Genomic DNA, 12,394 nt, shown 5'->3' on the forward strand with positions numbered 1-12,394 from the left:
TCCCCCACCTTGGCGCCGCGTCGCATTCGGGCGCCAGCCGCCATCTTCGCAAAACACTCTGCCGTCAGGCGGCAGGATCCGCGACGGCGAGCAGATGCGCGACGAAGGCAGCGATCTTTGCCGGCAGGCGATCGGCGCGGAGATGCACAGCATGAATCTCGGCCTGGTAGCGCCCGGGCCAGGCCGGCAGGCCGGGCAGCAGCGGCGTCAGGCGACCGCTGGCGACGTCCTCGCCGAGCATCCATTCGGGCAGGAGCACCAAGCCCATGCCATCCAGCGCTGCCTGGCGCAGCGCCTCCCCGCTATTGGAGCGGAACGGCCCGGACACCGCGACCTCCTGCCGCGCGCCGTCGGCGGTGGTGAAGACCCAGATCGGCGCCTCGTCGGCCTCGCGATAGATCAGACAGGGGTGCTGCAGTACGGCCTCGGGCGAGGCCGGGGCGCCGTGCCGTGCGATGTAGCCTGGGCTGGCACACAGGATGCGCCGGCCCGATGCCAGCCGGTGCCCGATGAAGGATTTTCCCGCCGGCAGGCCGAGGCGGATGACCAGGTCCACCCCATGCGCGGGCACAAGCCCGGTCTGCTCGGTCAGCTCCAGGTCGATCTCCACCCGCGGATGCGCGGCGCGGAAGCCGGCGAGATGCGGCACCACATGCCGCAGCGCATAGGAGCGCCGCGCGACGACGCGCAGCGTGCCGGTTGCTTCCTCGTGCATCTCGCGCGCCTCGACCATGGCGGCGTCGAGGCTCTCGAGCAGAGGCATGATGCGGGCAGCCAAGCGCCGCCCCGCCTCTGTCGGCGCGACATGGCGCGTCGTGCGGTCGAACAGCCGCAGCGCGAGTTCATCCTCCAGGTCACGCAGCGCCCGCGATGCGGCAGTTGCTGACAGCCCGAGCGAGCGACCCGCCGCGGCGATGCCGCCCCGATCGAGGGTGCGCAGGAAAAGCCGGAGAGCGGTCAGCCGGTCCATGATGCAACGCTAGGGCGGCCACGCCGGGGCCGGAAGCGGGGTTGATCGGGCGCGGGCCGGGGGTGTGCCGGCTGCCTAACCATCCTGACGCTCTGGGGGCGCCCTCTGACGATTCCTCCCATGTGGCGACGCCTACCGAGCACTGCGGAAGTACCTTTGCACCAGGGCAGCCCGGAGAATGTTGTGAACAGAATCTGTTGGCCGACTGATCTCTACCCGCAAGCCGTCCATGGAAGCGGGGTAACTTCAACTCCAACTTCAGTGTTTTCATTGCGAGAAGAGTCGGATGACCGCTACGCTGGTCATCCAGTGGACTGATCGCCCCGCGATCTGGGACGTGCTGCCCAAGGCCGGTCCCAGGGAGCGCGAGTGACCATGTCCCATCCATGCGTCGTCCTCGGTGTGCTAGTTCTGGCGCGAACGGCCTACGGCATGCAGTACCCCTCGCTCGGTGCCGTCGGGCCGGCGGTGATGGGCAGCCTTGATCTCACTTTTGCGGCGCTCGGCACGCTGATCGGCGCTTACTCCGCCTTAGGCCTCTTCGTAGCCCTGCCGGGCGGGTGGCTGATCGGCCGCTTCGGGGACCGGCGGATCCTGTTGCTCGGGATCGGCCTCATGATGGCGGGCGGCGTGATGCTGGTCAGCGCTCCAATCTTCGAGGTCGCCCTGCTCGCCCGACTGCTGTCTGGTGGGGGCAGCGTACTGGTCGTCGTTGTCGCACCGAAGATGGTAATGGACCGGTTTCCCGCCCCGCAGTTGCCGGCGGCGATGGGCGCGCTAATCGTCGGCTATCCGCTCGGCAACGCGCTCGCGCTCGGGCTGCTCCCGATCACGGGATCTTGGCGCCCTGCGATGGGCTTGGTCGCCGGGCTCTGCGCGCTGGCGCTGGTCGCGGCTGCCTTCATTGTCCGCAAGGTGGACGGCGGGCCCGCTACGGTGGTCGGCCGTACGCCCTGGCCCGACAGGCGGCCCCTGCTCGCCCTGCTGGCTATTGCCGGCGTCTGGGCCCTGCTCAATTGCGGCTTCGCTGCGTTCCTCGGCTTCGCCCCAGCGTTCTTCGTGGCGCAAGGCATGCCGCCCGCCACGGCAGGCCTGCTACTTAGCCTTGCCCCGCTCATCATCGTGCCTTTCGCCCCCGCGGCGGGGTGGCTGGTCGGGCATATCGGGCATCCGTTGAAGATCGTCGCGGCCAGCCTCGTCATGAGCGTCGCCGCACTGCTTGCGCTGGTCAGTGAATGGCCGGCGGTACCAGCGCTGTTCCTGCTCGGTGCGGTGACCGGTGTCATGTCCGGCCCCATCATGGCGCTGCCGAATGAGGTCCTGGCGCCGCAGCAGCGCGCACTCGGGATGGGCATCTTCTACGCTGTCTTCTACGGCTCCCTCACCGTGCTGCCGCCGCTGGCCGGCTACGCGGCGGATGCGACGGGAAGCGTCGCGGCGCCGCTCTTCGTCGCGGCCGGGCTCTACGGCTTTGGCGTTTTGGCACTGATCGGATTCGTGGTCCTGCGCCCAGGTAAGCCTGCCGCAGTGGGCTAGTTCGTCGCCGATACTCGGGCGTGAACAGGCGCCGGCGGCCCGCTCAGTCGGGCGTGCCGACATCCAGGAATAGGCCACGACCCAGGAGCCGGTGCCGCCGGCAGCGACCGGGGCGGCTCGATCCAAGCGCCGCACAGCAGCGTGGCGCTGGCGAGAACGAAGAGGCGCATCAGGCGCCGGGGATGGAGCGTCTGCCGCCGTAGTCGCTGGCGGCAACTGGCTTTCGACTCAAGTCGGGAATCAAAGCCCGCCTCACGCGTGCGGCCGTGGGCGTGGCGCAAGCGCAAGGTTCGCGATCCTTCGGTCTCGGTGCCGTCGGGTAGGATCAGCGGCCGGCGGCGATGGCGGCGGCTTCGCTGATGCTGACGACCGGGCCGGCCTTCGCGCCGTCGACCAGGCGCAGGCGACCGCGCAGGTCGATCGCGATGCGCGCGTGCTTCGCGTCGATCCGCATGACCAGCGGGCTGCAGCCGGGCGGCGCCTTGCCGGCGAAGGTGGCGGCCGTCCAGCCGCGGCTGACCTTCGACGCCGCCCTGCATCGCGCCTTCAGTTCGTTCACTGCCAAGTAGAAGGCCGCGCGCTGCTGGGCGTTCGCGCCGGCTGGCGTCGACAGTGGCGCCGGCTCCGGCCGCGGTAGGTGGCGGAAATCCACGTCCCGCTGATCCTGCATCTTTGCCGCCGCGCGCATCGCCCTTTGCTCCTGCTGATCGCCGTCGATGAGGCCGACAAGATGAAGGACGGCACTGCGCTTCACCTCGACATGGAGGCCGGGCACGGCACGGTCATGGACGGGATGGCGACCCTGCGGCAGCCCCTCTATGTCGGAGGCGCCAAGGCGGGGTGTTGCTGCGTCGTTCTGCTTGGTCGGTCGCGGCATGGTTGGGCGGACCCTTCATTCGCCCATCCGCCCCCCCGGATCTCCCCCGGTCCTGTCGAAGCGCGGGTTGCGGACGATTGTGGACCGTTCGCGCTGTAACCCAAGAAAGACCTTGGGTTCGGTGTCTGGTAGGGGATGGCTTGGGGAGGTTCTGGCGAAGGAAGTGCGACTCGGTACAGGCGGTCTCCAGGCTGGAGCCTTGGAGAGCAATTAAAGGTGCGGCTACGGCCAAGTACCTACCAAATCTCAACATCCGTCTTTGGGCGGCGGCGCCCTGTGTGAGCCACGATCATGAGGAACGACGACGGGTCCGCGTGGCGGGCTTGGCCGAGGGCTCCGCGCCGATGAGGCGCGAAACCACCTCACGGTCATCCTTCTGCATGTCCTTCCTGACGCAGTCTCGGATCCAGGATAGGAAAGCCTGGTGACGAGGAAGGCTTGCCCGCTCTGCCTCGCAGATGAGGTAGTAGCCTTCGCCGCTGACGACCGTCCTCTCGAAAGGCGCGACCAGTCGCCCGCTTTTCAGGTCCGCCTCAACGTAGACACGCTGCGCAATGGCCACGCCAAGCCCGTCCATCGCTGCCTGGTAGGCAAGCGAGGCGTTGGCAAACTGCCGTCCCGCCGTTGCATCAACACCCTCGACACCCGCTCCATCGAGCCAAATTCGCCATGCCTCCGGGCGCAACATCGAATGCAGGAGCGTGGCCGATCTGAGCGCTGCTGGCTCATGCGCCGTGCGCGCAAGGTGGCTCGAACAGACGGGGACGAGGGCGTCGTGAAAGAGCAACTCGGCGTGTACGCCACGCCATGAGCCATCTCCCTGCCATGCGACGAAATCGTCATCGGGACGCAGGGCCGCCGCCCGCTCGGCAGCAGTGGACACCTCGATATTGATGTCGCCATGGCGCTCGAAGAACTGCCCCAGGCGAGGAACAAGCCACCTGATCGCAAGCGTCGGCAGCATGCGGACCCGCAGACGCTGTGGCCCGCTTGCAGTCATCGCGTCGCGTGTTGCGGATTCCATCAGATCGAAGGCTGGAGTGAGCCTGCGTAGCATCGCAGTGCCCTCCTCCGTGAGCGTGAGGCGTCGATCAGGGCCGCGTGAGACGAGCGGCACGCCCAGCACCACCTCGAGCGTGCGGAGCTGCTGACTGACTGCCCCTTCCGTCACGCACAGTTCCAGAGCGGCGCGACGGACGCCGCCAAGACGAGCGACGGATTCGAAGGCGCGTAACGCGCCAAGGGGCAAACGCGCTCTGTTTGGCATCAGAAAAACTAAACACGACCGCAGGAAGAATGACTAGGGATTCCTTGCACGTCCGATGATCTTCAGGCCGCAAACCAACGAGATCGAGCGACCACGCGTGAGCGAACCATCGAATCTCTTGCCGAAGCCCGTGCCTGGTGGCGAAGCCGCCGAAAAAGCCTTGCCGCCGTCAGGTCATTCGCCTGCGGCGGCCACGCCGCAGCTCGTCGCGAGCACGATGCCTGCAGCGCCGCCGCCATCACCCGCAACCCGATCGCCCATTGAAGGAGCAGCGCCATGTCAACACGAGGGGTGACCATCACGGTCAACGGTGAAGCGCGATCCATCGAGTGCGATCCGCGGACTTCCTTGCTCGACGCGCTGAGGGAGCACCTGCACCTAACTGGCACGAAGAAGGGCTGCAACCAGGGCGCATGCGGCGCCTGCACGGTGCTTGTCGATGGTCGGCGAATCAATGCCTGCCTCACGCTCGCGTTCATGCACGACGGCGCGGAGGTAACGACGATCGAGGGCCTCGCGACCGGTGACGCCCTGCATCCGCTGCAGGCCGCCTTCATTGATTGTGATGGGCTGCAATGTGGCTTTTGCACGCCGGGCCAGATCGTGTCGGGCGTCGCTTGCATCAACGAGGGGCACGCGAGTTCCGCCGCGGAGATTCAGGCATGGATGAGCGGCAACATATGCCGCTGCGGTGCCTACCCGGGGATCATCGCGGCCATCTCACAAGCGGCCGGGAGGAGCTGAAAATGTTCCCTTTCAGCTTAGAGAAGGTCCGCACCGAGGACGAGGCGCTACGGGCCGCGGCGGCAGGTGGGCGCTTCCTGGCCGGCGGAACGACCCTCATCGACCTCATGCGCGAAGAGATCGAGCAACCTCGGCACCTGGTCGACATCAATGCGCTGCCGCTGGCGGAAATCCGAGCGGAAGGCAGCGATCTGCTGATCGGTGCACTTGCCCGCATGGCCGACGTCGCGGGCCATCCGGAGACGTTGCGGCTGCATCCACTCATCGCTGAGAGCCTGCTCGAAGGCGCATCACCTCAATTGCGCAATGCCGCCTCGATTGGCGGCAACCTCCTGCAGCGCGTGCGCTGCCCCTACTTCCGCATGCGCGACGCAGCCTGCAACAAGCGCATGCCAGGAACCGGCTGCTCGGCCATCGGCGGGCTCAATGCCGGCCATGCGATCCTGGGCACGAGCGAACACTGCGTCGCAACGCATCCCTCGGACCTGGCCGTGGCACTTGTCGCCCTCGACGCGACGCTGCGGGTGCGCGGGCCGGAAGGCGAACGCAGCTTCCCGGTTGAGGATCTCTTTCGTCTGCCGGGAGAGACGCCACACCTCGAGCACACGCTGATGCCCGGCGAACTGATCGTCGAGGTACGGGTGCCGGACGGTCCACCGGCCCGGAAAGCCCGCTACCTCAAGGTGCGCGACCGGGCTTCGTACGAGTTTGCACTCGTCTCCACGGCAGTGGTACTCGACATCCAGGATGACCGGATCCTGAGCGCGCGCATCGCCGCCGGTGGCGTCGGCACGCGGCCCTGGCGCATGCGCGCTTCCGAAGCCGCACTCATCGGCAAGGCGCCGGTTCGGGAAGCATTCTCGGCCGCCGCGGAACTGGCCGTGAGGGGTGCGCGGCCGCTGTCCGGCAATCACTACAAGGTCGACCTGCTGCGGCGGACCATCGTCCGCGCCCTCGAAATGGCCGGAGATATGGCATGACCACGAACATCATCGGCAAGCCACTCGCTCGCGTGGACGGGCGCGCGAAGGTGACGGGAAGCGCCCAGTATGCGGCCGACTTCAACCAGCCGGGCCAGGCCCATGCGGTCATCGTCGGTGCGACGATCGGCCTGGGCCGCGTCTCGGGCATCGACGCCGAAGAGGTTCTCGGCATGCCGGGTGTCATCGCGGTGTTGACGCATCTCAATGCGCCCCGGCTCGCCTACCTGCCCCACAAGGCGGTGATCGACCCGGCGGTCGGCGAACGCCTGCACGTGCTCCAGGACGATCTCGTGCACTTCCAGGGCCAGCCGGTCGCGGTGGTCATCGCCGATACGCTCGACCATGCGGACCATGGCGCTGCCCGCCTCAATGTCCGCTACATCGCCGAGGAGCCCATTGTCGAACCGGTCGGCCCAGGCGCGACAACCGTCATCCCTGCAGCGGGCATTCAGCCGGATGCCTGGATTCGCGCGGACACCTCGCGTGGCGATGCGGACGTCGCGGTTGCGCGCGCGCCCGTGCGGATCGATGCGGCCTACGGCATCGCTCGCGAGAACCACAACCCGATGGAGCCTCACGCGACCGTCGCTGCGTGGGACGGCGACCGGCTGACGCTGTGGAGCAAGAGCCAGTACGTCGTGAACGAGCAGGCCGAGATCGCCGCCGTCTTCGGCATTCCCGCCGACGACGTGCAGGTGATCTGCCCCTTCATCGGCGGCGCATTCGGGACGTCGCTCAGGACCTGGCCGCATGTGACGCTGGCAGCCATGGCGTCACGCGAGGTTGCGCGGCCCGTCAAGCTCGTTCTCACCCGCAAGCAGATGTTCTCGCTGACGGGCCATCGTCCGCGCACCCACCAACGCATCGTCCTTGGTTCGACCGCAGATGGCAGACTGACCGGCCTCGTGCATGAGGGCATGGGCGAGACGAGCCGACACGAGGAATTCATGGAGGCGCTGACCGCAGCCTCGGGCCTCATGTATGCCTGCCCCAACCTGCGCACGCGCTATCGCCTGGTGCAGCTCGACACCGGCACACCGAACCACATGCGCGGACCGGGCGAGGCGAGCGGCATCTTCGCACTCGAATGCGCGATGGATGAGCTTTCCTACGAACTCGGCATCGACCCGATCGAACTCCGGCGCCTGAATGAGCCCGTCGTCGACGAGAGCAGCGGCAAGCCCTTCTCCAGTCGCTCGCTGATGGAATGCTACGCAACGGCGGCTGAGCGCTTCGGTTGGTCGCGGCGAAACCCGGCGCCTCGCTCCATGCGTGATGGCCGGCTGCTGATTGGAATGGGTACGGCCTCCGCGAGCTATCCGGCCTACCACGCGCCGGCCAGCGCGCGGGTCCGCCTGCAGGCCGACGGCACCGCCGAGGTCGAGGCTGCGGCGAGCGACATGGGGCCCGGCACCTACACGTCGATGACGCAGGTTGCCGCCGAGACGCTGGGTCTTCCGCCGAGTCAGGTTCGCTTCCGGCTGGGCCGCTCGGACTATCCGCCGACGCCGTCGCATGGCGGCTCCTGGACCATGGCGTCCGTCGGTTCGGCGATCCGTGCGGCCTGCATCGCGGTGCAGCAGGAGGCGGCGCGCCGCGCCATTGCCGACCGGCGCTCCGCCTTCTTCGACGCAACGCCCGACGCCTTGCATTGGCACGAGGGACGCCTGCGTCGCCACGGCGACTCATCGTATGGCGAGAGCTACCAAGACATCGTGGTCCGTGCGGGTGAGGCGATCGAGGCCGACGCATCGGCGCAACGCGATCCGGAGGTGGCGGGCCGGTACTCGATGCACGCATTCGGCGCCGTCTTCGCCGAGGTCGCAGTCGATCCCGATGTCGGGACCATCCGTGTGCGTCGCGCGGTTGGCGCCTATGGGGCCGGCCGCATCATCAATCCCCGCCTTGCTGCCAGCCAATGCACCGGTGGCATGGTCGGCGGGATCGGCATGGCGCTCATGGAGCGCACCTTGCTCGACAAGCGAGACGGCCGCCCGGTCAATGCGCACATGGCCGAGTATCTCGTGCCGGTGAACCTCGACATTGGCGCACTCGAGGCGTTGTTCGTCGAAGAGCACGACCCGCATGTCAATCCGCTTGGCGTGAAGGGTCTCGGCGAGATCGCGCTCGTCGGCATGGCGCCCGCAATCGCAAATGCGGTGTTCCACGCGACAGGCAAACGTGTGCGCGACCTTCCGATCCGCATCGAGGACGTGTTGGCCGCATGACGAACCAGCATGCACGGCACGACCGGCGCGAGGGTGAGGCGGCCGAAGCCCGAACCGCCGATGAGGCAGCAGTCATGGTGCTCGCGTCGCGCCGGAGTCTGCTCCTGTCGGGTGCCGCATTCACCGCCGCAGCCACGCTGGCCAGCGATCCCGCACACGCAACACATCCCGGCACCCTTGCCGGCACCGGAGCCACGCCCATGCCCAGACTCACCACGCGCGATCACGTCGAGATCTACTTCAAGGACTGGGGCCCGAGCAATGGCGAGGTCGTCATCCTCAGCCATGGCTGGCCGCTCAGCTCGGACAGCTGGGAGGCGCAGGCCTTCCACCTGGCCAGCAACGGGTTTCGCGTCATCACGCATGACCGCCGCGGCCATGGCCGATCCAGTCAGCCCTGGGACGGCAACGACATGGACCACTATGCCGATGACCTGGCGCAGGTGATCGAGGCTCTCGACCTGCGTGCGGTCTCCTTGTTCGGGTTCTCGACCGGCGGTGGCGAGGTCGCGCGCTACGTCGGCCGCCACGGGACGGGCCGGGTCGCGCGGCTGGGCCTGATTTCCGCAGTGCCGCCACTCATGCTGCAGACCGAGGCCAATCCAGGTGGGCTGCCTATCGCGGTGTTCGACGGCCTCCGCGCGGCCAGTATCGCCGACCGCTCCAAGCTCTATCAGGACATCGCGAGCGGGCCCTTCTTCGGCTTCAACCGGCCCGGCGCCACGCCCTCCCAGGGTATGATCGACAGCTTCTGGCTGCAGGGCATGATGGGTGGCCACAAGAACACCTACGACTCGATCAAGGCATTCTCCGAGACGGACTTCACCGATGATCTCAGGAAGTTCGACAAGCCGACCTTGATTGTGCACGGCGACGACGATCAGGTCGTGCCGATCGATGCAGCCGCCCGAGCTGCAAAGCGCCTCGTCCCGCATGCAGGGTTGAGAGTCTATGCCGGGGCCCCGCATGGGATCACCGATACGCACAAGCAGAAGCTGAACGATGACATGCTCAGCTTCCTGCAAAGCTGATCGCGGCGCGATGATCTCGCGCCGGTTAGCGCAGCGGCACGTCCACGCCGCACCAAGCGGGCAGGACGAAGGTCCCATATGCCAGCCGCAGCAGTTGCCGCGTCCGGGCAGGACGATGGCGGATGCCGACCCGATTGACCCGGATTCGGATGCAAAGGAAGGACGGAAGTTGACGATGATGACCCCAGCCCCGCGCTCGGGCGGCGGCCTCGGCGCGCGAACTCATCTCGGCCCAGACGCCTTCAAGGACATCTCCGACGCGCTCAACATGCTGCTCGCTGACAGTCTGGCGTTGTATTTGAAGACGAAGAATTTCCATTGGCACGTCTCCGGTCCGAACTTTCGGGACTATCATCTCCTGTTCGATGACCAGGCCGACAAGATCTTTGCCATCACCGACGACATTGCCGAGCGCGTCCGCAAGATTGGCGGCACAACGCTCCGCTCGATCAATCAGGCGGCCGTGATGTCTCGGGTCAAGCCGAACGAAGTGGACCACGTTGGCCCCGCGGAAATGCTCGCCGAGCTTTTGGAAGACAATGAGGCTTACGCTGCCGTGCTGCTTGCAGCGCATGATCTTTGCAACGAACACAAGGACGTGGCGACGGCGAGCCTCATCGAGGTATGGGTCGACGACGCTGAGCGCCGCGCTTGGTTTCTCTGCGAGACATTGCGGTCCGCGTAGACCATTGTCATCGATGATGGCCCAGAGGTTGCGGGCGATGGAGAAACCTTCTTCACCCGCTCCAATTTGCTCGTGAGCGCCATTAGGTCCTGCGGGGAAGCAGGCGCGGCGACGACCTCACGGGACCCCATGCACAAGCAGAATGCCAGAACATGGAATCGGGATCCTGTGCCTCTGCTTTGTCGTAGCGCCGGCCGGCCCGACAGGCTGCTAATGATCGCCAGCCGCGTGTTCTGAGCTCGTTCACGGCACCCGCCGCTTCGTCACGGCCACGGATAGTGTCGCCGCCGCCAAATCGAACGTTGCCGGCGAGATGTTCCTGGCCATGACGCGCGCCGTGTTGTTGGACCAAGTCGCGGCGTTGAGCTCGACGAAGCGCGTCGACGAGGCCAGCGCCGCCTGGGCAAGGTCCCCCTGCCGAGCACCGTTGACGGTGACGTCGAGCAGACTGGTCGCCCCCGGTGCGAGGCTCGGCAGGTCCCAGGACACCTCGGCGGAGAACTCCCGCTGCCCCGCCGGTAGAGCGGGCGTGCCACACAGCAGGGCAGGCGCCGCCTCGGGCAGCCCGTAGAGCCGCAGCGCTTCGAGCTCGATCTGCCCGTCAAAGCCGACGATGCCGATCTGGGCGAAGGCCACGCCTGCGCCGAGCCGCACCGTCATACGCCTGTTCAGCGATGCGTCGGCCATGGCCGCCCCGCCGGTCCACGCCTTGGACGGGACGTTCCACAGCAGGGTGGTGATCGAGGCCAGCGCGTCGCCGGCGCCATTCTCCCGCACATTCATCGACGCATCGAAGCAGCGCACGAAAATACGCCCGCCGTCAGCGCCGCCGACCAGGGAATGCACCAGCGCGAACTCCTTGGCCTGTGAGCACTCCACCACGAAAGCCAGGCCCCGCTGTGCCGCGAGCAGCAGCCCGCGCCCTGTCGGCGTGATGTCGTCCAGGCCGTTGAAGGACAGGCCGGAGAGCGTCGTGGCGCTGGTCGTGGACGTGGCGACCACCGCCAGCCCCTCGACGCCGATCTCGGTGGCGCTGTGCCGGAAGGCCTGGGCGCGGACGTTCGGCACCGCCCCGAGCAGCCGCAGATGGCGCGACGCCGGCGCGCGGTGGCGGTTGATCACGGTGTTGCCGCAGCGGGTGGCGGTGGCGGTGTAGTCGATGCCAACCTGGTAGGTGTTGGACCAGGCGATCTCGTACTCGCAGTCCTGCGCCGCGGCGGTGTGCCGGGCGACGATCGGCGAGCAGGCCTCCATGCGCAGCGCCCGGCCGATGATCGCCGAGCCGCTGGTCTCGTTCAGGAAGGGGATCGCCACATTCGGGTCGAGCTGGCGCAGCTCGAAGTTCGGCGCGTCGAAGACGTGCCGGTTGTGGTTGGAATAGGCTCCGTCCGCCTTGGACAGCCGGATTCCGAAGCGGTCGATGGTGGGGTTGATCCCGGTCGCGATCGCGAAGTGGCCACCATAGTAGCGGATGGAGGTGTTCCAGGCGGTGGCGGTGGCGCAGTGGATGTCGAGGCCGATGCGGTTGTTGAGGATGCGCCCCAGCTGGAAGGTGCTGTCCTCGACACCGCGGCCGTCGCCCAGTGTCCGCATGCCGATGGTGAAGCCCGAGACCAGGCGCAGCTCGACCACCGAGGCGTCGATGTTGCGCACCAGGATGCCGATATCGGCCTCGTCGAGCCAATCGGACTGGGTCTGCCGGATGACCTGCAGCCCGGCATAGTGCTTCTCGCCATTGCGGGTGGTGCCGCCGTCGCCAAGGGTCAGCACGGAGGCCGCGGCCGATCCCGTGTAGCGGATGATGCCGTGCATGATCAGGCCGCGGGCGCTACCGCTCAGGGTGACGCCGGCAGAGACGTTCCAGGTGCCGGGCGGGATGGCCGCGAACTTCTGGTCCGCCGCGGCGCGATCGAAGGCGGCCTGGATGGCGGCGCGATCGTCGGCGACGCCATCGCCGAGGCCGCCGAAGTCATTTGGCAGCACGGTCTCGCGGTCGCGCAGGTACTTGGCGAGATCGGTCTTGCTGACCGCGGTGTCGAGCACCAGCAGGTCGTCGATGCGGGCGGGCATGTG

The 12,394-nt window shown here is 67.3% G+C and carries 10 protein-coding genes; 6 read left to right on the plus strand and 4 right to left on the minus strand.

Features of this window, described 5'->3' with window-relative positions:
- Nucleotides 1-64: 64 nt before the first annotated feature.
- Nucleotides 65-970, minus strand: a complete 906-nt coding sequence (locus tag IEY36_RS06070) for a LysR family transcriptional regulator (protein WP_188966005.1) — start codon at nt 968-970, stop codon at nt 65-67.
- 375 nt (nt 971-1,345) lie between these two features.
- On the opposite strand from IEY36_RS06070, the gene IEY36_RS06075 reads away from it, so the two are divergent.
- The gene (locus IEY36_RS06075) at nt 1,346-2,506 is read left to right on the plus strand and encodes an MFS transporter (RefSeq protein ID WP_188966006.1); all 1,161 of its coding nucleotides are present in this window, start codon (nt 1,346-1,348) and stop codon (nt 2,504-2,506) included.
- A gap of 325 nt (nt 2,507-2,831) precedes the next feature.
- On the opposite strand, the gene IEY36_RS06080 is transcribed toward IEY36_RS06075, so the two are convergent.
- Both IEY36_RS06080 and IEY36_RS06085 read right to left on the minus strand, forming a co-directional pair.
- Nucleotides 2,832-3,281 carry a hypothetical protein gene (locus tag IEY36_RS06080; protein WP_188966007.1) on the minus strand — a complete coding sequence of 150 codons (450 nt, stop codon included), beginning with the start codon at nt 3,279-3,281 and terminating at the stop codon, nt 2,832-2,834.
- A gap of 391 nt (nt 3,282-3,672) precedes the next feature.
- On the minus strand, nt 3,673-4,650 hold the full coding sequence (locus tag IEY36_RS06085) for a LysR substrate-binding domain-containing protein (protein ID WP_188966008.1): 978 nt from the start codon (nt 4,648-4,650) through the stop codon (nt 3,673-3,675).
- Between the two features lie 276 nt (nt 4,651-4,926).
- Here IEY36_RS06085 and IEY36_RS06090 point away from each other — a divergent pair, with 276 nt between their 5' ends.
- The 5 genes from IEY36_RS06090 to IEY36_RS06110 all read left to right on the plus strand — a co-directional run bounded on the left by IEY36_RS06090 (nt 4,927) and on the right by IEY36_RS06110 (nt 10,321).
- Complete coding sequence (locus tag IEY36_RS06090) at nt 4,927-5,394, plus strand: (2Fe-2S)-binding protein (protein WP_188966009.1); 468 nt, start codon at nt 4,927-4,929, stop codon at nt 5,392-5,394.
- A 2-nt stretch (nt 5,395-5,396) separates the two neighbouring features.
- Complete coding sequence (locus IEY36_RS06095; protein ID WP_188966010.1) at nt 5,397-6,374, plus strand: FAD binding domain-containing protein; 978 nt, start codon at nt 5,397-5,399, stop codon at nt 6,372-6,374.
- A complete protein-coding gene (locus IEY36_RS06100; RefSeq protein WP_188966011.1) occupies nt 6,371-8,605 on the plus strand; it encodes a xanthine dehydrogenase family protein molybdopterin-binding subunit in 2,235 nt (744 codons plus the stop codon). Before IEY36_RS06095 ends, IEY36_RS06100 begins: the two co-directional genes overlap by 4 nt.
- Before the next feature lie 200 nt (nt 8,606-8,805).
- A complete protein-coding gene (locus IEY36_RS06105) occupies nt 8,806-9,636 on the plus strand; it encodes an alpha/beta fold hydrolase (RefSeq protein WP_229681183.1) in 831 nt (276 codons plus the stop codon).
- A gap of 10 nt (nt 9,637-9,646) precedes the next feature.
- Nucleotides 9,647-10,321, plus strand: coding sequence for a Dps family protein (locus IEY36_RS06110; RefSeq protein WP_229681165.1), 675 nt, complete (start codon nt 9,647-9,649; stop codon nt 10,319-10,321).
- Between the two features lie 243 nt (nt 10,322-10,564).
- On the opposite strand, the gene IEY36_RS06115 is transcribed toward IEY36_RS06110, so the two are convergent.
- Nucleotides 10,565-12,391 (minus strand): pectate lyase family protein, encoded by a 1,827-nt coding sequence (locus tag IEY36_RS06115; RefSeq protein WP_188966012.1) that lies wholly within the window; start codon nt 12,389-12,391, stop codon nt 10,565-10,567.
- Nucleotides 12,392-12,394: the final 3 nt, after the last annotated feature.

Source organism: Neoroseomonas lacus, assembly GCF_014644535.1.
GTDB classification, from domain to species: domain Bacteria; phylum Pseudomonadota; class Alphaproteobacteria; order Acetobacterales; family Acetobacteraceae; genus Neoroseomonas; species Neoroseomonas lacus.